14 protein-coding genes are annotated in these 22,419 nt (G+C 47.8%); all 14 read right to left on the bottom strand.

Annotated elements, in window-relative coordinates; translation table 11 throughout:
• Nucleotides 1–4: 4 nt before the first annotated feature.
• The 14 genes from Pan161_RS02480 to Pan161_RS02415 all read right to left on the bottom strand — a co-directional run bounded on the left by Pan161_RS02480 (nucleotide 5) and on the right by Pan161_RS02415 (nucleotide 22,396).
• Nucleotides 5–1,564, bottom strand: a complete 1,560-nt coding sequence (locus tag Pan161_RS02480; RefSeq protein ID WP_145224020.1) for an ABC transporter permease — start codon at nucleotides 1,562–1,564, stop codon at nucleotides 5–7.
• Nucleotides 1,564–2,523: an ABC transporter ATP-binding protein gene (locus tag Pan161_RS02475; protein WP_145224019.1), complete on the bottom strand. Its 960-nt coding sequence runs from the start codon at nucleotides 2,521–2,523 to the stop codon at nucleotides 1,564–1,566. The genes Pan161_RS02480 and Pan161_RS02475 overlap by 1 nt, the downstream gene beginning before the upstream one ends.
• Nucleotides 2,504–4,357, bottom strand: a complete 1,854-nt coding sequence (locus Pan161_RS02470) for a hypothetical protein (protein ID WP_145224018.1) — start codon at nucleotides 4,355–4,357, stop codon at nucleotides 2,504–2,506. The genes Pan161_RS02475 and Pan161_RS02470 overlap by 20 nt, the downstream gene beginning before the upstream one ends.
• 71 nt (nucleotides 4,358–4,428) lie before the next feature.
• On the bottom strand, nucleotides 4,429–6,318 hold the full coding sequence (locus Pan161_RS02465; RefSeq protein WP_145224017.1) for an ABC transporter permease: 1,890 nt from the start codon (nucleotides 6,316–6,318) through the stop codon (nucleotides 4,429–4,431).
• A complete protein-coding gene (locus tag Pan161_RS02460) occupies nucleotides 6,315–7,262 on the bottom strand; it encodes an ABC transporter ATP-binding protein (RefSeq protein ID WP_145224016.1) in 948 nt (315 codons plus the stop codon). Before Pan161_RS02460 ends, Pan161_RS02465 begins: the two co-directional genes overlap by 4 nt.
• Nucleotides 7,263–7,295: 33 nt before the next feature.
• Nucleotides 7,296–9,473 (bottom strand): hypothetical protein, encoded by a 2,178-nt coding sequence (locus Pan161_RS02455; protein WP_145224015.1) that lies wholly within the window; start codon nucleotides 9,471–9,473, stop codon nucleotides 7,296–7,298.
• 30 nt (nucleotides 9,474–9,503) lie between these two features.
• Nucleotides 9,504–11,387, bottom strand: coding sequence for a vWA domain-containing protein (locus Pan161_RS02450; protein ID WP_145224014.1), 1,884 nt, complete (start codon nucleotides 11,385–11,387; stop codon nucleotides 9,504–9,506).
• Entirely contained in the window at nucleotides 11,384–12,289 is a 906-nt protein-coding gene (locus Pan161_RS02445) for a DUF58 domain-containing protein (RefSeq protein ID WP_145224013.1), read from the bottom strand. The genes Pan161_RS02450 and Pan161_RS02445 overlap by 4 nt, the downstream gene beginning before the upstream one ends.
• Nucleotides 12,290–12,295: 6 nt before the next feature.
• Complete coding sequence (locus tag Pan161_RS02440) at nucleotides 12,296–13,312, bottom strand: AAA family ATPase (protein ID WP_145224012.1); 1,017 nt, start codon at nucleotides 13,310–13,312, stop codon at nucleotides 12,296–12,298.
• Nucleotides 13,313–13,340: 28 nt separating this feature from the next.
• Nucleotides 13,341–16,403: a VWA domain-containing protein gene (locus tag Pan161_RS02435; RefSeq protein WP_145224011.1), complete on the bottom strand. Its 3,063-nt coding sequence runs from the start codon at nucleotides 16,401–16,403 to the stop codon at nucleotides 13,341–13,343.
• Nucleotides 16,400–18,268: an ATP-binding cassette domain-containing protein gene (locus Pan161_RS02430; protein WP_145224010.1), complete on the bottom strand. Its 1,869-nt coding sequence runs from the start codon at nucleotides 18,266–18,268 to the stop codon at nucleotides 16,400–16,402. The genes Pan161_RS02435 and Pan161_RS02430 overlap by 4 nt, the downstream gene beginning before the upstream one ends.
• The gene (locus tag Pan161_RS02425; protein ID WP_145224009.1) at nucleotides 18,268–19,737 is read right to left on the bottom strand and encodes a hypothetical protein; all 1,470 of its coding nucleotides are present in this window, start codon (nucleotides 19,735–19,737) and stop codon (nucleotides 18,268–18,270) included. The genes Pan161_RS02430 and Pan161_RS02425 overlap by 1 nt, the downstream gene beginning before the upstream one ends.
• Entirely contained in the window at nucleotides 19,734–20,777 is a 1,044-nt protein-coding gene (locus Pan161_RS02420; protein ID WP_145224008.1) for an extracellular solute-binding protein, read from the bottom strand. Before Pan161_RS02420 ends, Pan161_RS02425 begins: the two co-directional genes overlap by 4 nt.
• The gene (locus tag Pan161_RS02415) at nucleotides 20,774–22,396 is read right to left on the bottom strand and encodes a hypothetical protein (RefSeq protein ID WP_145224007.1); all 1,623 of its coding nucleotides are present in this window, start codon (nucleotides 22,394–22,396) and stop codon (nucleotides 20,774–20,776) included. The genes Pan161_RS02420 and Pan161_RS02415 overlap by 4 nt, the downstream gene beginning before the upstream one ends.
• Nucleotides 22,397–22,419: the final 23 nt, after the last annotated feature.

Here is a 22,419-nt window from a genome sequence, read left to right as displayed (position 1 = left end):
TCATTTATTGAGAAGCCAGAAATGTCAGACGTTCATTAATTAAAAAATGTGACCCTACGATACCGGCTGAAAGAAACAAAGTAAACAGGATAAGAACTGCTTCATATACTTCAGGGCCCCCTCCGCCTCCCATGACAGCCATGCTCATGGAAAAGAGGAAGACCATATTACCGACCCACATCAGGACAAATGCCAGTGGTAATGCCCCCCATTTAATAAATGTCGACAACAGCGCGGTCAGATGCCAGAAAAACAGAACCTCGATACAGGTCAGCCAGAATCCAGGCTGGGAAAGCACCAGGCCCAGGTCCTGAATCATCTCTTCAATTCCTATCAATCCTCCAATGACTAGATAAAAGAAGGCGGGGATGACTGCCAGCAATGATCCAAAGACCTTGGCATAGGCTAACTGCGCCATTGATTGAGGTAACATGGCGGTAGATACAAGGGTTTTCCATTGAACTTCCACATGGAAAATTCGCGACGAAATCAGACTGATTTCAATCAGCACTACAATCAACATGGTCCAGAATACAGTCAGCCCCATTTCACGCAGGGAATAACTGCGCGAGGTGTAACTGATATAGGCGCACAGAGAAAACAAGGCGACTCCGTAGCAGACATGTTTGATTAACGCCATCCCCAGGCCACCATTCACAAAATAAAAATCTTTCCATGCCAATGCCTGCATCCACGCACGACCAGGCGAAAGGAATCGGTTCCGTTTTTTGGAGATCAGCCCACGTCCCGGATCAGTAGAGACTTCGGTCAGTGCAAAACGGCTAAAGAGTAGACTTGCCAACAGGAAGAACAGAACACCCGCAACCATATTGGTCCAGAACTGGAATCCCCAGGCACTTTCGTTAAAACCAGAAGTCAGAATCAAACTGAGCTGCATTAAGACAGAGGACTCGTAACATTTTTCTATGAAATCCTCTGTGCCCCGGGTAAATAATGAACCGGCTGATATCCATTTTGCAGATACAGCACCATCAATACACCATCCCACTAAGGGAGGTCCCAGGAAATATAGGATCAGGGAGATCAGAACCAGAGTCGCAGCTGCCCGCGAACGTGCACAGACTACCGAACAGACCAGACCCAGGTTGGATAATCCAATCAGAAATGCCGCCAGACTCGCGTAAGCCGCAATCACCTGTGAGAAAGTGACTCCACCTAAAGTGATTGCCAGAAGAGTAAATGGAAACTGGATCGAGAGCAGTATTAAAGCTGAGACCAGTCGGGGGAGGGATTTTCCCAGCAGCAGGGCGATGGGGTTCACGCCCGCCATCAGCAGTAAACCAATCGTCTGTTCTTCTTTTTCTTCTGTGATCGCGGTGGCGAATAAACTGATGCCGGCCATCAGAATAAATACAAAATTCAGATAGACAATCTGTGTGAATAAATAGAGACCGGCAGCTCCCATGAAACGGCTGCTGGAATGCGCAATCATCAGACAAAATAAAATCAGAACGGCAAACAGAAAGCGGAATAAATGGGTACGCGTCAACCGAAAGTCGACACATAACGCACGATGAAATAATGCAAATGTTCCCTGTAACATTAACGCACTCCCTGCTCTGTCAGATCAAGAAATGCCTGGTTCAGGTGTTTCTTGTCACGCTGGAACGACTCAATGGTTCCGTTTAACTCAATGATTTTAGATAACAGATTTCCCGTGTTTGTTAACGAGACATCGAACATGATGCGTAATTCACGTGCTTTTTCGGTCGCTTCGACTTTTAATATTCCAGGTTCACTTAACAGCGAATCAATCAGTCCTTCGACTTCTGCTTCGAGCATGACTTTGTAGACCGGATGTTCCTGCTCGTGCGTCAGCAGCCCATCCATTGAACCGCTGTACTTTACCAGCCCCCTGTCGATAATTGTGACGCTGTCACACAATTCTGCCAGCTCGCTCAAGATATGCGAACTGATGAAAATGGTTTTCCCCATGCGTTTCAGTTCCTGCAATATTTCCATCAGTTCAATGCGTGCACGGGGATCCAGCCCGGATGCAGGCTCGTCGAGTAATAACAGGTCGGGATCGTTGACCAGCACACGCGCGAGACTGACGCGTTGCTGCATCCCCCGCGACAATCCGCTGATCAGCGAATCCTTACGGCCATCCATGTCAGTCAGCGTCAGGACATCATTGATCACCTGGTTCCGCTGCTCGAGCCCCAGACCATAGGCAGCCCCAAAAAAGTCGAGATACTCAAATACGGTCATTTGTCTGTAGGTACTGAAATGGTCCGGCATAAACCCGATTCGTTTTCGAATTTCTTTCACAGCCGACCGGACATCATGCCCGAAGACTTCCACTTTTCCGCCCTGAGGACGCAGCAGCGTACAGATGATTTTCAGAGTGGTGGTCTTACCTGCCCCGTTCGGGCCGACAAAACCATGCAGCGATTGAGGCTGGACCTGGAAACTGATGCCCTGTAATGCACGATGCCCTTTAAAAGAATGTGATACATTCTGGATGTCGATGACAGGTTTATTATTGATCGGCTGATTCATTTTTTTCCGCAATCTGTTTCTCAGGTAAGGCGAAATCATAGATGAACAGGATGCGCCCCTGCTGGTCTCCCCGCACATCCGTCTTAAGCTTAAATTCGTCTGGAATGTCGCAATAATAGAATAATTTGAAACGAGACTGATGATCTCGATAGTTGACAACCTGCTCCTCGGTAGTCAAATCCAATGATTTGATGACGAGGGTTTCGTACAATTTACTGTAGACTTTCTTGGGATCTTTATTTTGATTGCCATACGCATAGCGCGGTCCGTAACCTAAATCAGATTGCAGTTTTGTTCTCCAGGTTGCAACGGGAGTCACTCTCCCCTCTTTGAGCCTTAAGAGAGTTCCGTTTTTCTGTTTACTCTGACCTAAGGAATACAGTTTCTCGCGAAATAAAACCTGACTACGAGAATGGTTGGCGGGTAAGCCCGGCTGGAATTCGAGAGTAAGGTCTTTCAGGTTCCCGTCGCGATTGAGTTCATAATCAACAACTTTACACTCTGGTTTGGAATACGGTATTTTGATTCGAGACATAAACTGTCGGCTGGAAAACGCCGGAATATCAGCCTTAAAGAATCCATCGATTCCATTAGCTATGATTCCGTTAATCCGTTCCGTTTCCTGAGCCGTTGTAAAGATGGAGCCTGCTCCGCTCGATGTAAATTGATACTTACCTCCATTTGTCACAAAGGAGTTGATCCAGCAGGTCGTGTCGAAATAGTTCCCCTGCAAAGGTTCTGCAACGAGCAGGCTATTAATGGTGGTTTTTTCACCGTAGCCCCGTTTCCCGATGCTCCAGAAAATGGTACTGAAACAGACCACGGTCAACAGGATGAATAACAGCGAATTGCGGTAGCGCGAATTTTTCTGGCGTTTATTGAACAGGAAACATCCAGGAAATATCATGAACAGATACAGGAGAGACATCAGATAGATGAGCGGCCAATTATGGTCGGGATGTGTTAAGTCTGTCAGTTGGTGCATCAATCTGGAATTGATATCACCATAACGTTGAACACTGTATTGATCAGTGACAGTTTTGCTCTGCCTGGTTTCGGGTTTACGGTGGAGGATGCTTTCTGCTTCCTGATCATGAATTTTATTGACCGCCGCTGTCAGCACATTCTCAGTCATCTGAGGCATCTTAAGTGTATGGCGTATCACCAGCCCTTCACCAATTCTGAAAAATTCCAGTGGTGAATTTAATTCGACCATGCTGCTTGTGAAGCTCAGATTGTTTCCTGTTGTCTCATCGGGTAGTAGATGAACAATTCCTCCCTCGTAAAGCCAATCCATAAATGAAACCTTGCGGGCTGTATCCCAGCGGGGAACGTGGCCAATGAGGATTTCATCCAGCGAGTCTGTTGCTGTCACTGATGGTGGAAATAATTCTTCAGGAAACCGTTTGAAGTGCCCTGTTTTTGTGACGAGCGCATCAGATCGGCTCAATATGATTCGCGATCGCACATCGTGAAGACCTGCGTTGGAATCGATGTTGTTCTCTGCTCTGGTTAGTTTCTGACCGTAGATAAATTCTGGTCCCCAGTTAATCGACCAGTCTTCCTGTCGTGGCCCGATGATATACGGATAGAATTGAACCCACTGAGAGCTGAACGGTGCCAGAAAGATTTTTCGCATCAAAGGCGCACCTGTTTTGCTGCCGCCATATAGTAATCGGTTTAGCTGAATTGGCTCATCAAATGCCTCAGGGGTGTTATTGCGAAGCAGGATCGAAAGGGGGATACACTTCCCACTGGTATGCTGATTGTTAAACCCCCAGACAACTTCTTCGACATCAATTGCGAAAACGGAGCCAGGCAGGAGCATTCCCATAAATGTTCCCAATATGAAACTCAGCTTTAAATTAGGTATTGGAGAATACGGGGAAATTCTCAAGTGGTATTTCATATATCAGAACTCAGCTGAGATGGTTGTTCAAAGGAGATGCCATCGATTGAATCAAGATCAGGACGATAGTAGCTACTGTTATCATAACCCAGGCGTCCCAGTTTTTCATCAATATGATTCCGACAGAGCGTACGAAACAACAAAAGACATCCACCATAGATAATGGAATTGACGACCATGGGTATCCACATCGATCCAAAATCATGAAATTCAGCGATTTCATTCAACACCAGATAGGAGGCAGGACCTAGAAAAAGACCATAGAGAACGGATTCTTCGTTTAAATTGGGAGTCAGAATAAAAAGCGGGAATGCCAGGATAAACGGCAGCAGACACCAGACAAGAATACATCCCAGAGCTGTCAAAATCGCCTTGGTCTGTGATTTGATTTTCATCCCAATCCAGCAGAACAGGTAGACCAGCATTGGCAGGTAGATCCCCAGGGTCAGCAGGGAGCCGACTAAATAGGGGAGCCACTGGGCTTGATAGGGATTCCCTCGATTCATCTGGGCATTTTCCCATTTCCACCAGGCTTCAAACAGCACTATTGTTAACAGTGGAATCAGCAATACCAGGCATAAACGTTTGACACCGGAAATTTTCTGGTCCAATAGCTCACTTCCCGAAATAGGAGTGGTCAGTAATACGTCAAGCGTTTCATGAGATCGCTCCCCGGCAATCAGACTGGTGGCAGAGACTGCCAGGAACAACACTGTAATTCCCCAGATCAACCATAGTAATAGAACGGCACCCATGACAATTGGTTCTGGGGAGCCGGTCGCGATGACAATACATAAAAACAGAACTGGAACTTCCAGGAGAACCAGTATACGAAACAGATAACGAAATGTTCCCAGTGATTTCTTGGACGTTTCTCGCCAGGCAATCGGCTTACTCTCCGGGAGGCGAACATTGTCGTTCACCAGTACAATTCCACGTGTCACACGATTGTTATTGATATTGGAAAACAGATGATCCAGCTTTTTAAATATTTTCAGGATGATGTTATTCGAAGGTAAAAAAGCACGTTTAACCAGAAAGAATTGCGCGAACGTTAAAAACACAAAGGTACTCAAAAGTATTGGGAGACTGAAGATGAAAGTTTTAAAAACGGAAAATCCCCCCGGATTCCAGGAGAACCTGTTAAACCAGTAGGGGGCAAAAAACAAAAAGTTAATTTCCTCATTTCCACGATTCCTCCGCAAAAACATATCTCCCAGGTAAGGGATACGCTGGAGTGCATCGGTAACCAGATTGGCGACATTCTGATAATACAGCAGATTCAATTCATAAGCGATCGGGAGGCCGAACAGTAAGAGAAAGCCAAACAGATAGGTTGCAATAAAAGCTCCTACCGTTGTTCTGAAAAAACTGGAGCATAATACCCCCAGAGCCGCAATTTGAAGCATGGACAGCAACAGCAGCCAGAGACCGTTGATAAACATGGCGGGAGAAACTCCCCCCAGCGAGTAGGCAAACGCCAGAATGGGTAGCCCCAGCATCAGAAACGTCAGCATGGGAATCAGTCGCCCCAGATACTTTTCCAGGATGATCGTCGCTGGGCTTAATCGGGTGATCAGTAACAAGCCCAAACTATTGCGTTCTTTTTCCTGTGTAATCACGCCACAGGTGATCGCGGGGAGCAGGAGATAGATGGCGACAAACTGCATTTCGATCATGGCACGAAATATTTCGCGCCCTCGCCCTAACATCGCGAGAGGATTACTCATTTGTGAGGCCATCCTGTCCATAAAAGCAAATGCCATCCATCCCAGAAACAGTAGTGCATATACCGTGCGAATAATATAGGTTCGGCGACGGTTTGCCATCTCGATCAGTTCTTTGGAGAGCAGCGGCAGCCCGAGCTGGAGAGATCTCTGTTTCATGCCGTCTTTCCTTCCGTCAATTTCATAAAGACGGTTTCCATATCCATCGCTTCAGCCTGAAACATACGGATTTTAGCGCCCGTCGCAGCAAGCCTGGTGTGTAAATCTTCTACCGCCAGCTGATCTTCCTGAAGTTGAATCGCCAGGCGGTCGGCCTGCACGCTGACAGATTTGACTCCTTCGATTGATTCGATTTTCTGACAGATTCCATTCATTTCACCGACAATCTGCACGTGAACAACCCGCGTGAGTTCCAGTCGTTTGTAGATATGATCTAAAGATCCCTGTGTCACAAACTGACCGGCTTCAATTATTCCAATGCTGGTACAAAGCTGTGATAATTCATGAAGAATGTGGCTGGAAATGATAATGGTTTTACCCATCTCCTTGAGCGCGACTAACAGCTCCCGCACTTCTATTCGTGCACGCGGGTCCAGACCGCTGGCAGGTTCATCCAGCAATAACAGGTCCGGATCGTGTAGCAATACACGCGCCAGCGCCAGACGCTGTTTCATACCGCGAGAAAGGGAATCCACAGGCGCATCGATTTTTGCTGTTAAATCGGTCAGTTCCAGAACATCGTTCACAATTGCCTTTCTGCGATTGCGGTTGATGCGATAAGCGGCTGCAAAAAAATGCAGGTACTCCCGGGCTGTCAGATCTTCATAGACCCCAAAAAAATCTGGCATGTAACCAATCATTTCCCTGATCAGATGCGGGGCTTTCTTCACGGAAATCCCATTAATCTTGACCGAGTCACAATCATACTCACGTTGCAGAGTCGCCAGAACTTTGATCGTTGATGATTTTCCTGCACCATTCGGTCCGATAAAGCCAAAGACTTCTCCCTTGGGGATCGAAAACGAGATACCTTTGACCGCTTCGTAGTTCCCGTATCGGACCCAAAGATTTTTGACTTCCACCATTGCAGGTTGTGTACTCATAAGATTTAAAAACGCTCTAAATGGGGTATGGTGTTAAGTGTCTGACACGATTAATTGACGGTAGATGGTATTTTGTTGTTTGCCTGGAACATACACAACAACCAGCCATTGACGGGGGTCAGTGGAGTCCAGAATACTCAAGTCCTCAAGATTACTTCCGCCTGCAGGGGATGTTTGGGAGACAATCTGAAATATGCCCTGCTGTTGCCGGACACACAGATCGTCCATAAAACAGATTTGCTCCTGGGACTGAATCTGATACTGTGTATGCGGCCGGTGAATGGGAGTTAATAATGCGGTGCCCCCTATAGCATGCACCGGGTTTCCGGAAAGTCGTGCGTTCATATAAACAGTATATCGCTTTGGTTTTCCACCGGTCGTTCCTCGATAGATCAACAGGATAGCATTCTCACCATAAGCCTGTTTAACCTGTGTTTTCAGTTTCGCGCGACGATCGTTCGAATTCAGTTGATCGACAGTAATTGACGACCAGTCAAAACCAGGTTGTTCTTGTTGAGGATAATTATTGACAATTCGGTTCAGTTGAGGCGTCCATTGAGGCATACGTTGATAGACAGAGTATTGTGTCGGAATGGATCCCTGATAGAAGGGAGCCCCTACCATCGCAGGTGAGGTACTCTGCGGAGAATTATAGTTATTGAAACCCCTGCCCAGTTCCGTTTGGTTCAGCGGACTGAATAGCCCTGACTTGATCCTGGTTTCAATGGTCTGATAGGAACCTGTGAAGAGCAGTTCAATCTCATTCTCTCTGACTGGTCTCCCTTTACTGTCCAGATCGATGATTGAAAGGGGTTTTCGCTCGTGGGACGCCTGCATGAAATAATTAGAGATGACAAAAGCAAATAAGGCAACAAAAATTGAAATAACAGGGAATGTGAGCCAGGTAAACCGTCGTATTTTAAAATATCCCAGAAGATAATACTCTCCGGGGCCAATCATCAATACATACCCCAGCAAAATGGTACCGATGATCCAGGTGGGAACAATCTGCAATTCTGCCGGCATGAGATCAGTAATTAGCATCCCCCCGGTAAAGAGGGGCTGATAGGCCATACTGAGCACTTCTGAAGCGGCATAGGCATTATAGTTTCGATAGTTCGTTTGTTGTTCCCGCTGGAAGTAATCCTGAATCAGTTTCTGATCATCCCAGTGATGTCGTTGGTCATAGAATTTCTTTTGTGACTGTTTCAGCTTCCATAAAAAGAATGGAATCCGCGCCTGTTCATCGGAAGTAAGCGAACCTTTTTCCAGTGTCTGCTGGCGCAGAATAATGGACCTCCCCCAACCTGTCCGGGTAAACAGGATTTGATTCTCATCAGAAAAGTCAATTTGCCCCTTGGAATTCTGTAACAGGGGAGAGCCCCCTTCGCGTTCCTGCAGGGCGTTGAGAAATACCAGCTGTTTGGGCCCCGTCGATTCACCGGGAAGTACACATAAACTGCCCCCGGAACGGACCCACTGCAGAATTGCATTCAGGTGACGCGATTCTAAAGCTTCCAGTCCTCGGGCCGTAATCACCAGGATGTCATACTGATGACAGTCAACGGGAAGCTTTGGAAAGTCTTCCGGATGCAGGTGAATCGAATAGGTTTTCAGATTAAATTTAAGAGGTGGAGCGATTTTCGCGCCCTGATTTGCGACGTGAGGTGGGACCTCTCCCTGACCATGATCGATCTGTATCGGTCCTACGGGGCTGATCGCTTCAAATTTTAATTGATCCAGAAACGTTTTCAGAGCAGGCGGTAAATTTTCGATAAACGGATCACAGACTCCAACTGTCAGTGTTCTCAGGTATTTACGACCGACTTTCAGAGTATAAGGATCTTTAAAATCATACCGAGTCTCAGGTGTGATAAAACTGAGGCGTAATTTCAACTCGGAATAGGCATTGTCTACCTTCATTGGCGGTAGCATCATGGGGACTTCATGAAATCCTGAATGCAAAGCGACATCATGCGACTGAAACTGTCCAAACTGCTCATTCCCATCATAGGCAGTGACTAGAAAATGCCCTTCCAGCAGGTCGGGAGTGGAGACTGAGCATTGCCAGACAAACGAAAGGGGACCATTCCCTTTGGGGAACTGAGCCGTCTGAGAAATATCGACTGTGATCGGGGTTGTCTGCGCGGCCGCCAGGTGTGCTGTCAAAACGCAGGATAACCAGACCAGTTGCAGGACTTTCCAATTCATACGTTTCCAACCTGTTTTCTTATAATCTGTTTACGACATTGTTCCTGCCGGACGTTTCTGAAAATACCACCATTCTCCCAGCAGCAATAGAAATGCGATGAAGGCAAACTCCCCCCAGAGGGGCTTGTCGCTGTCGATCTGCGTTTGAGTCGCTGTGACGGGCACTTCACTGAATTGAATCTCTTCTTCAGAAACGAGAGAAGTCTCTAAAGGGTTTAAAAGACTTACGCTGATTTTTGTATTCTCGGCTCCCGCCCCGTTAATGGTATATTGGCCAGTATGTAAAGCGGCGACTCCAGAGATTCGACCATTTTGATCACTCTCCGCACGCAATTCATTCCCGGCAGGAGTTAAAATCTCATACTGCTTTTCTGGCTGAAACTCCAGTGGAGGGAGTACTGGAGTCGCCGCTGCCTGAGTCTCGGAAATTCCCGCTTCCTGTAATGTCAATTGAATCAGATTCGATACCATAATAGGGAAACCGACACGATAAGGCATTGTAGAGCGATCTGTATTAAACAGAAAATAGAATTCCAGTTCCCCTCCAATACGCTTCTGTAATAACAAAGGTCCGAGTCGCCCGTGAATGAGAACTTCGTAACCCATGGCTTCCAGATCTTCAATGTTGGCATTCTCTGCCCAGACTGGTTGTTGAGAAATCTGTACATCGGCCAACTCAACGTGGCGTAATAACGATGAACTGCGATTCCAGTCTACCACATCCGTCAGATTACTCTCCAGCGAGATCAGTTTTTTTAAATCTTCAGGGACAAACCCCACTCCCAGTTTCACCAGCGCTGGCCTGTTGAGATCTTTTTCTGAGCCTCCAATAATCAGATCATAGTCTGGTGGAGCCGTGGGGCTTTTTTCCTGTGGATAGAGAATCAATTCTTGATTATCGGCCAGCGCGTAGCGATAGCTGGCTAATTCAGGATCAATGTAGATCAACAGGGATCTGGATTGTGGTATGGTGAGGAACGCACGATTATCAGCAGCCAGACTGTCTCGCGATCCAGGATTTAAAACCACTTCCAGTTTTGATTCTTTATCTGCAGTAATGGAAAACTCCAGTCGTTGAGAATCTCCACTCCCCAGGACGATCTCTTCTTTGGCGACACTGGTCCCATCCTGAATCAGCTCTATTTCAGCGGGACTACCCGCCTGTTTGGAGTTTTCAATGCGAATAAAGACATCCCAGTTACCAGCCTGGTTTTTTCGTGCATTGAACGATGTGATACCCATGTTTGCCCCTGCTGCCGGGAGTAACTGAAAGTTCAGATCGAAGGGTAGTTCAAAATTCACTTCGCGGGGAAAATTGCCATCTGAATAAAACAGGACTGTTTTGAGAGGAGCAGTACGTGACAGCGCCTGTGTCATACGCAGTGCATCTTCAAGCTGACTGGGAACATCATCGACTGTTAAATCAGCGAGTGCTTTCTTCAGGACACGCTGATTATCTGTAAAAGCAGTTAAACGACGGGCAGTAGAACTGACTGCAACCAGTGAAAGCTGCTGGTCAGGCAACATATTATCAATCAGGTCAGTCACACGTTCTTTCGCCAGCTCCAGTCGTGTTTTACCCGATTCCGAATCGGTCGCCGCCATACTCGCAGAACAGTCGATTAATATGGGGAGATACTCAGCACGTTCTGCACCACTTTGAACATATGGTTGCATTAATGCTAATACCAGAAACAGCAGCAGCAGGATTTGCAGCAGCAACAGGATGCTGCGTTTAAACTTCTGGAACGGTGAATTCACACGGCGGTCATTGATCACCTGACTCCAGAGTGCCAGTGAAGGTACACGCTGATGTGGTCGTTTTAATTTGAGGAAATAAAAGATGACCAGTGGTACCAGCAGGAATAGAAACCAGGCGCCCTGGAGAGCGTAAAAGCCAGGCCAGAAATTCATACGACCCAACCTTTCCGTCTCAGTTGATCAAACAGGACATGTTCCAGTGGATCGCCGCTGTTGACCATCAGGAACTTACCAGAACGCTGGCGACAGAGTGATGCCAGATGCTCTTCCAGTAAACAGCGATGCTCATGATACAGACCTAACAGATCCCCGGCGGAGGAAATATCAAGGGTCTGACCACTTTCACTGTCAATCAGTCTGAGATCGCCATTGATTTCCGGGTTCACTTCAGAAGGCGCCAGGATCTGCACCCCAAATATTTCCAGTCCCGAGCTGTAAAGCAGGTTCATCGGACGTTGCAAATCCCCAAAGGATTCAAAATCCGAAAGCAGGATCGCAACTCCACGACCGCGATGTGACCGGAGTACATCATCGACCGCACTTTCAATGGGGGAATCGCCGCCTGGTTCAATCTGGGTCAGAAAATCAAACAGTCGTCTCATACTGCCACGACCGGTTGTCGGCAGGTACTGTTCGGGACGCCCTCCCTTGTTATGGCAGACATAAGCGCTGACTTTTTCGAAATTGAGCAGCCCCATTACACCAAATGCAGCAGCCAACTGTCGACAACGCAGAAATTTATCTTCATAATCCATGGAAGACGAAGCATCCAGAATTAAGACCACATGCATTTCTTCTTCATGCTGATATTGTTTCATGAAGGGGCGGTTCAAACGGGAAAAGATGTTCCAGTCAATATAGCGGACATCATCGCCGGGAACATAATTGCGGTAATCGGAAAATTCTGTACTCGTCCCCCCTTTTCCCGAAAGATGCTCTCCACGACTGCGATTGGTCAATCGGCGCGTGGGATTTAAGCGCATCCGTTCCAGCATCGATAACGTTTTGTTATCGAATAATGTTGTGAACTGAGTGAGTGGAGTTCCCTGAGACACCTGTGACTATTCCTTTTCCGGTAATTCCTGACAGATTCGTTCCACCAGATCTTTCACACTGACATTTTCGGCCTGGCCGTCGTAATTCAACAGCACACGGTGTTGTAACACCTCATTGGCAAAATAGCGTACATCCTCATATGCTGCATGTGCCCGACCTTCACTGAGCGCCCGAACTCGGGCGGCTTTAATTAATGACTGGGCAGCACGCGGGCTGGCTCCCCAATGCACGAACCGGCGGATTTCATCCACGGCAAAATCGGTCCCGGGATGGGTCGAAAGGACCAGGCGGATTGCATAGTCCCGGATGGGTTCGACAACCACGACTTTCTCCAGAATGCTTCTCAATTCCATGATCTGCTGGCTATTCAGCAGTTTTTTCAGTTCGACCGGTTGTTTCAGAATCGTCTGCTGTACGATGGTATTCAATTCGCTTCGGTTCGGAAACGGGACATTGATTTTGAACATGAATCGATCAAGCTGTGCTTCAGGCAGTGGGTATGTCCCTTCCTGTTCAATCGGATTTTGTGTTGCCATCACGAAAAAGGGTTGATCGAGTCGGAAGTGAGTGCCGCCAGCAGTCACTGTCCCCTCCTGCATGGTTTCCAGCAGCGCAGACTGCGTTTTAGGAGAAGCACGGTTGATTTCATCGGCCAGCAGTAATTGCGTGAAAATGGGGCCTTTGCGAAATTCAAAACGATAAGTGCCTGTTTCATCGGTACTCATGATATTGGTTCCGATGATATCTGCCGGCATCAGGTCGGGAGTGAACTGAATTCGCTGAAAGTTTAGATCCAATACACGTGACAGGGCTTTGACTAACTCTGTTTTACCCAGTCCCGGCACCCCTTCCAGCAGAACATTTCCGCCACAAAACAAGGCGTATAGCGTTGATTCTACCACCCGCTCCTGTCCGATAATCATCCGCGCGATTTCGGATCTGGCTTCATTGAAAACCTTTTTGAAATGGTCGGCTTCCGCCTGCAGAACAATTGGTTCCTCAGTGGTTTCTGGCTGATTCATCTTCGTATCTCCACGATGTTAAACTATCTTATTTATCTTTATCGTCGTCGGAATTTCTGCGGCGTTTCAAATCAAGCAGACGCCCCGTTGTGGACTGATTTCCCTCGGAACCACCTGCTGGTGGCTTGGGAGGTTCTTTCGTGTGCTTGTCTGGTGGTTTTGTTTCTGTCTTGCCAGGCTTGGGTGACCTGGTTGTCTGCTGGCGTTGCTCCTGCAGTTTCGCAATCGTTGATTGCTGATTTAGCGGGTCTGGCTGACCTTTGCGTGAATCCAATTCTTCTGTGACATTCTGTTTTCGCTGCAGCAGAGCGCCCATAGTGGCTGTACTCTTTTTGTCATCTTTACCAAACTCAAACCAGCCTTTGATAATGTACCAGTCAAGTTGAATTCGTCTGATTCCCACATCTAACGGCACTAGAATCGCTAATGCAATCAGGAACCAGTCAAAGATCGGGTTAGAGCTCATTTTGGGGGCCCGACGACCGTAAATGATTTCAGATGCATTTTCCAGTGGCAGTTGCTGCCCCCCCGTCCGTGCTGCAATCTGTTCAAGTACGATCGGATTTGATCGGAACCGCAGGAACTCGGGAGAATAAGGAACTATGAATCCTCCGTTTGCGTGATCTTCCCGATCCCCTGACTTCCCGACTGCCATGACCTGATAGCGGCCTTTTCCCCAGAGGGGCACAGTCGCCTGATATCGTCGGGGACTGACCTGCTTGAGCACAACTGTTTCCTGACGATCATGCGGGCCAGAGATACGGGCTGCCACATTTAAGAATGACTCTTCCGGATGAAAGTCTTCTACCATGATTGTGGTTTTATTCCCCGATGTGTGGCTCCACATCTTCAGGTGATCATGCTTCTGAACCCGCGAGATTTTGATCATCAGCTGCTTGATGAATGCCTGGTAATGATCCCAGTTGACCCAGTCGGCACCCCAGTTGGGGGAGAGATCTGAAGTAAAGGCAGCTGTGGTCCCCAAACCATACCGCCAGAATGACAAAATCGGGTCAATCTCACCCTCCGCCTCTTTCTTTTCAGGAGCATTCAGAACCCCTTCGGCTCGGGGTTTAATTGTTGCGAGCACATATCCATGTAATGCGGGTATGGCATCGATCCCTTTCAGAACCGGTGAGATCAGGCCGACTTCCGGGGTAATCGTTTCGTTCTGAATCATGCTCCGCTTCAGCGTTTTTGATTCTTTGATGAAAATTGAAGGCAACTGATTCGGATCGGATGGAAAATAGTAGCGTCCGCCCGTCGCCCCGGCGATGCCGCGCATTGAGGAAATGTCTTGTCCGCCGTGTGGGAAGATGGCAACCATGGAGACGCTGACTTTATTTTTCACAAACTGGCCAAGTAACTGAGGCGTAGGAGGCTGAGGATCACCATCAGAGATGATGATCATGTGCTTGGTGGAAGCATCACTATTGATTAAGCCATTCAGCCCAAGTTGCATGGTATTGGCGAAACTGGGCATATCCCCGATCTGGGCTCCGTTAATCTTCGGAACCATTTTTTCATAGTCGCCGGCCGGCATCAATTTAAAGAGCCACTTTTCGCCATCCATAAAGTCATAGACCAGAACACCCACTTCATCCTGTGCGCCTAGCACCTTAATGGCCTGCTTTGTGATCCTTTTACCCCAGGTATTCCCTTCCGGAAATTCACAAGTATGAAGAATAATGGCGAGTGCCCCCTTGGGGAGGACTTTCTTTTTTGTAATGTCCATGGTAACGGGTAGCGCATCTTCGATCACAGTGCGATGATAACCGCCGGGACCAAAACTGTTGTCTCCCCCTACCATCATAAAGCCGATGCCCTGGTTGAAGACAGCATCGTGAACTGCTTTCAGTTGAATCACATTGAACGCATCGGCGGGGACATTGACAAATACAATCGCATCATAAGGCATGAGTGAAAGTGAATCGCTGGGGAACTCGTAGGCAGAAACCGTCTCTACATTTCGCTCCCCTTCCCGGATGGCTTTCTCCAGCGATAGCCAGTCTTTTTTTTTGTCAGCCTCGTTGTCGCCAGAAGGGTTAGGATCAGTGACAAGCAGGACTTTGCCTTCCCCTTCGACATAGAGATAGTTCAGGACCGTATTGTTCTCAGTAAGGTGGTCTTCTCCACGGTCTGTTTCGATGGTGGCGGAATATTCATAGTAACCGGGGGATTTTAAGTAGATTGGAATCACATAGCGGTTTTTACCGGCTTTAAATGTTACTTCTTTCGGATTACCAACCATTTTGCCGTTTTCACGTAAAACCAGTTTTCCTTTACCTGGTTTCAATGAGGAGAGCACAATCGCGGCTTCATAGTTTTCTCCCAGCTTGACAAACCGGGGCAGTTCCAGGTTCTCCAGCCAGATTTCTTTGTCATATTCATATTGAAGAGGTAGAACATCAACGGCGATATCGCGTGATTTCAGCTCATCCAGTACTTGTGAAATGGAACCCTCGGTTTCCGTTCCGTCACTGATCAGAACGATCCGCCCCCGATTTTCTTCGGGTAGCATCGCAGCGGCTAGAGACAGGGTCTGCTGCAGGTTCGTGGCATCGCGGTCAATCCGTGAATTCAAAGCTTCATAGGGAAAAGAAACGCGGGGTGGGAGTTCGACGGCTGAGTTTCTGCCGAATACTACCAGACCAGCTTCATCAGTCTGGGGTTTCTCGGTCACCGTTTTCATCACAAATTCCAGAGCGGACTCGACCGAGGATTCACCGATCGAATCGGAAAGATCGACGGCATAGACGACCGAAATGACATCGCGCACGCGGACCGACCGGGGTTCTGCAATCAGCATCACAAACAGGCCCAGCATTAACAGTCGGGAGATCAAGGCCGCCAGCGCCCTGCCTTTACTCAAGCCACCATATCCAGCTATAGACAGCCACCAGACCCAGACGGAAAACAGGATTAAACAAAACGCCCAGGGTCGCGCGAACAGCAGAACTCCTGTCTGTTCCAGTCCAATACACAAGCCCGCATAGAGGACCAGAAAGAAAACCAGGGGAATCGCCCGCAGCCACGTCACAGGTGTGCGTGGTCGAGGAACTAACTGGCGATAAAGTTCTTTGATTTTCATGGTATCAATTTTACGATCAATCGATTTCCCGTGTCAGCTACGAATACCTGATCTTTGGAATTTACTGTAAGTCCCCAGGGAGTCAGAAATTCCCCTTGATTCATCCCTGTCTTACCATATACCCCTAAGATTTGACCCGATAAGTCTGTTTTGGTGATGCGTCCGGCCCCATACTCAACGATATAAAGCTGATTGTGATGGCGATCGATGGCAATGTCGTACGGGTAATAGAGGGGCAATCCACCGGTTTTCGTGCCCAGAATCTCGAGAAACTGACCGTCATCAGTAAAAACCTGAATCCGGTTATTTACCGCATCGGAAACATAAATTTTTCCATCATGCCAGATCATCCCGGCAGCACGTTGAAATTCCCCCGGTCCTGTACCAACAGTACCAAATTCCAGCAGGAAATCTCCCTGCTCAGAAAATTTCTGTACTCGATCATTGTTTCCATATTCGCTGACGTACATATTACCAGCCGGATCCTGAACGACAGACACCGGATAAATAAACTGACCGGGTTCTTCTCCATATTCGCCCAGGAATTGAATGACCTTCCCCTGCTGATCAAAGAAGACAACCCGATGATAGTGCGTATCGGCGACTGCGATCTGTCCATTTTTGAGCAGGCAGATCCCTTCGGGTTTGCCAATTTCAAAATCGGGCATCTTCCATTGTCGATCCAGTTGATTCTCTGCATCATATACCAGAACACGCCCAGCGTTATCGAGAACGTAAAGTTCGTCCTCGGGCCCCACATTTAAGCTACGCGGTGCAGGGACTTTAATTCCCTCAGCGGGTACCGGCCACTGAATGGTTTCGGCAAACTTCAACTGGGGAGCAGTGCCCCCTCCACAACCAACTTGAAAAATCAGACATAATAGAAGTAGTAGCAGTCGAACGGATACACGATCTCCCCTCTGCAGCTTGGCTCTAGCGGGACGATGAAATAATGTAGTGATGACTTGGGGGTTCCGTTCACAGATTAAAGTGACTTCTTCAATTGAGCCACTGAATTTCACATACTGTACCTCACAGACACCCTGATCGTCGTTGACGATGGCTAGTTGCTCGGGGCGCGCGAAATGTGAATTCCTCTCGCTGCCTGTGATTGCTTGAGTATCGATCATGCTCAGGTCATTGATGCGGCCGAGATAGCTGGCGATCTGGAGAGAAGGTGGATTATAGTACAACTCTGTGACATCTCCCGCATAGACGACCCGCCCCTGTTCGAGGCACACGACATGAGTTGCCTCCCGCAAAACCAGTTCCGGCGAATGAGAGGAAAAGACGAGCGAAATCTGATGCGCGCGGCAGAACTTTCGAATGACATTCCAGTATGCAGGCCAATGTGCCTGGTCAACGTGTACGAGCGGCTCATCCATCACAATCACACGGGCATGGCTCGCCAGCGCGCGGGCGACTGCTAACCGGGACGCTTCTCCCTGTGAGAGTTGTCCTGGATATTTGGCTGCCAGAGGTTTCAGATTAAAATCATCCAACAGTGATTCTGCTGAAATATTCGGTCGTTCAGATTGGGGGCAGACTAAAGTCAGATGCTCATAAACCGTATATTGCGGCCACAGACCCAGCGTATGAGGAACCCAGAACAGGTCCAGGCTGTGAGCCGATGACGACGATTCTTCAATCCTTGTCACAGCCCCTTGATCAGGGCGATCGAATTTCACCAGTAAATTTAAAAGAGACGTCTTGCCGGCTCCTGAATATCCCATGACCGACGTCACACCTGTGGGAATCTTAAGATTAATCTCAGTCAGCCTCGTACCGTTTGCCCAGTTCAGACTGACATCCGTCAGTGACCATAACAGCGATTCAGATTTTGGACTGAGAGTTGATATACTCATTAAACGAACTGACTGAGTTCAGATTGGTTGTTGAAATGAATCCAGATTTTGCGGACGACAGGAAACAGTATGATCCCCAGTAAAACAGGAATACAGAAACTGATCAAACTAATTGCAGATAAAACTGAATTTTGTCCATAATGCATCAGGCCATACAGACGGACTGATGAAGTCATGCCGCTGTGAGGAGCGAGAATAGAACTGATCGTGACATCCCAGTAAACCCAGAAAGCCAGGACCGCGACCGCCCAGTATTGCGGACGCCCCTTGGTAACCCATAACAAACGACCGCCGTTCGCTGCCTGTTGAGGACAATCAGATTGATTCAGTAAATGAGCCAGGAATAAGGAATCGTTTTCATTCTGTTTTTGAAAAACCAGCTTTAAGAATACCGCTCTGGGAAAAAGGTATAACACAAAGCCAGTCAAAACCGGCACTGGGGTTCCATAGAGCCAGTCACCTGCCTGAGTCAAAAACAAAGAGGCAATGACAAGCGCCAGGGGTAAAGCGCCACACAAGCCCGGTACACAACACGCCAGTCCCATTGTTTTAATGATGGGGAACTGATTTCGGTGAAAAAAAAAGCTGGCCAGCCCCCAGGCAGCAATCGCGGACATCGTCGCATATAACAATCCCCAGATACATTCCTGTAGCGTGCCCATGATCTGTAAGCGATTTTTTTGCAGAACACTGGTCAGAGAACGTAAAGTGCCCCAACTGATCATAACCAGAGGAATCAGAACCACGCAGCCCGTTGCCACAGCCAGATAGCTGCCAGCAAACAGGTGCCGCAATCGGTTCACTTTTGAACCAGAATACTGTTGCAGATAATGTGGTCGTTGCTCAAGATTTCTTAACAGAGCTAACACACCGGCCATCAGCATTATTTCAATGATCAACGGACCAATGAGATAAACCAGTGTTTCTCTGACGGGCACCCCGCCTGCCTGCGCATCAAAGATCCAGACCGTCCAGGAATTCTGATACAACAGCGAGGCAATCTCAAATTCCTGAAAAACGAGTAGAAACAGCAGAGACCATACGGGCAGAATTCGCACTAACGTTTTGCGGAGAAAGAATCCCCACATTACAGAAATGTGGGAAATCCCTGTGCCTGCTATCGAAGCAGATCGGCGAATGAAATCAGATTCTGACGAAATTTGTGTTCGAGCAGTCATGTGATAACAGATGATTCCCACAGGAACGACTCTTAAAAGAACCAGAGAGGAATAGACGAATTCAGCGAGAATCGGGAAATGAATCAGTTGTGTAGTCAACAGCGACCAGGCATAACCGACAATCAGTTCCGGAACCAGTAAGGGAGACAGTATCAGTAGCCATAAAAAAAAGGTGAACCGAGATTCCGATTGATCAAGCAGAGCTGACAGTCTCTGACAGAGAAAGACACCGGTCAGCGAAATGATGAGACAACGTAACACGGTCACACCACAAATTGTGGTCAGGCTCATTTCAAATACTCCGACTTGAGCCAGTCCAAAGTCAATTTTCTCTGTTTGACCAGATCGGATAACGGATATGCCTGTTTAATGTAAGGACGAAACTTCTGAACTTCTTCAGGGACCAGATCCCAGTTGACTTTACCTAATGGTATCTGACGTGATTGCGATTGTGATAATTCCAGTTCGACCTCCGCTGAAAGCAGGAAATCAACCAGCGTCTCCGCCTGCTTACGTCGCTTCGTGCCGTTGATAATGGCTACACTGTTGGGAATCAGCAGGGCTTTTTCTTCGACTAATATCGGTAGCGCCGTTACGGGTTGCCCGGCATCGACTGCGACGAAGTAATCATCCGTGTCAGTATATCCCAGAATACAGGCACCAGAGGCGACCAGGTTTTTCACACTGGAATTACCGGATGTGACCTGGATGCCCCGCTCCAGTACAGAATGGTACCACTTCTGCAGATGAGCTAATCCCCAGGCATCGCAGAGAATGGAAAAATGCGACAGAGTTGTTCCATAAAGGGGTTTCGCGATCGCTACCTGGTTCAATGGCCCTGCTAAAGTCGTTTCAACATTTTCATAGGAAAGTACATACGAATCTGTATTGGCAATATAAACGCGCAGGCGGGCCGCAAATCCGGTCCAGTACCCCTCCCGATCTTTAAACTCAGCAGGAATTCTCCGGTATCCTGGTCCCTGATACGAAGCCAGCAGATCATGCTCTTTTAAAGCTGCCGTGCCCAGTGTCTGGTTATTCCAGAATACGTCACAGCGGGGGTGGTCTTTTTCCCGAATGATCAAATTCGTCAGACCCAGCGATTTGGTGGCTTCCGTATCAAAGCGGGGTTCAACTTTGATGCCTGTCTGCTGTTCGAACTGTTTGAGAATCTTTTCTGAGAAAACAGCATCATGGGCGCAGTAGACAACAAGAGCCTCATCCTGCTTCTGGTAATAATAGACCATTCCAATCATGCCGATAACAGCGAATTCTACAAACGCCAGCATCAACCATCCGGACCAGGTCCTGCGTCCTCTGGTTTCATTCATTTGTCGGTTGCGTTCTCTTCAGTTTTTTTCTCAAGCGAATTGAAATACTTTTTGATGCCTTCATGATATCCGGGAGGAATCTGTTCCTGCATAATCGCTTCACTCATTCCCTGTTTCAGATCAACCAACAGTTTCTTGTAATCCTTCTGAGCTTCTCCCCGGTCACTGAGCCCTTTTGTCTTGAAGGAGAGGAGTACTTTACCGGCGGTAATGGCAGATTTTGATTTTTCAGTTTTAAATCCTTTGTCTCCGGTATCATCTTCATCAACTTTGCCACCCCCCCCCTGTCCTTCACCGCCAGTTCCTTCTCCCTGCATATCACCCATCAGCTGAGCATACAGATCTTCATAGTCTTCCAGTGTCATACAATTTTCGCAGGCTTCACCGTCCAGACCTGATTTATCATTTGCTTTTTTCGCCTTGGACAGGACGGTTAACGCCTCTTCCAGTTTTTTCAGATCTTTCACCGACTGTGCGATTTCTTTTAATTCCATCTTTGCCAGATCCATTGACTGCATGGCTTCTCTGAGAGCCTCCTCCTGTGGGATGCCTTTGGATTGTGCCATCTGCATTTGTTTCATAGCCCGTTTTAATGCTGCTGCCATCGCTTTGGAATTCGTCTGCTCACGGGCAAATGATTCCATCTCTTTCATTTTCTTCTGAATCTCATTTTTGAGTTTTTCCCGTTTTACCGGATCTGTTTCTTTCTGTAATCTCTGCAGTTGATCTTTCAGTTCTTCCATTTCTTTCATCAGAGACTGGGTCGATCCTTCCTGCAGTTCCTTGCTCCATTTCTGCATCCCCTCTGCTTTGGTCATTCCGCCAAACTTTTGTGCCTGGTCTGTTTTCATCATCATGTTTTTCATATTCTCTTCAGCCCGTTTACGCCATTGGCCGCCGAGAGATTTCTGATGTGCGGCGAGGGTCTCCGCGTTTTTCTGTTTTTTACCAGGTACCATCTTGCGAAAATCGGATTTCAGGTTTTCGACTGCCAGCTTGACATCTTTCGATTCTGCGTCATTTTCGCCGTTATCTTTATTTTTTAATTCTGCGAGCCGGGCTTTGGTGGCTTTTTTCGTATTCTGGAACTCTTTCACTTTTTCCTGCTCCACTTCAGCCGCCTGTATTTGGTCAAACGGATCAAATTGTGGTGTGTATTCCAGTAACAGAAACAGCACCAGCGCTGCAGAACAGGAGATGGAAAATCGTTTGGCCCACACAAAAGGAACCACATGAGCCGGTTGTATTTTCGCCGCCTGTTGTTCAGCATCCTGAATTACCAGTGGCTTATAGTTGCCGATTGACTCATCCAGTAATATGACTGTCAGGAACAGATCCTTGGTTTTCTGCTTCTGGTCAATCAGCCGTGCCGCCTGTTCTTTGTCGGGTTTACGAAAAAGGATAAACGACAGCACGAGTGTCCCGGCAACCACAGCTCCCAGTGAAGGCAGGCTGAACCAGTCAGTCAGGTATCCTGAGAAACGGCTGAAAAGCATGGCAGCCAGATAGCCCCCCAGTGAGATACAGAAGGAAACGAAAACCTTACGCCCCCACACAGCTAAAACCAGCCGCTGTTGAACACGATCGATTAATCGAGTGGATTTAGTTATCTGTTCCATGGTCTCACCTCAAGTAAAGGAGG

Source organism: Gimesia algae (genome assembly GCF_007746795.1).
GTDB lineage: Bacteria > Planctomycetota > Planctomycetia > Planctomycetales > Planctomycetaceae > Gimesia > Gimesia algae.
Note: the sequence above shows the minus strand (reverse complement) of the source record. Positions and strands in the feature narration are given on the sequence as shown.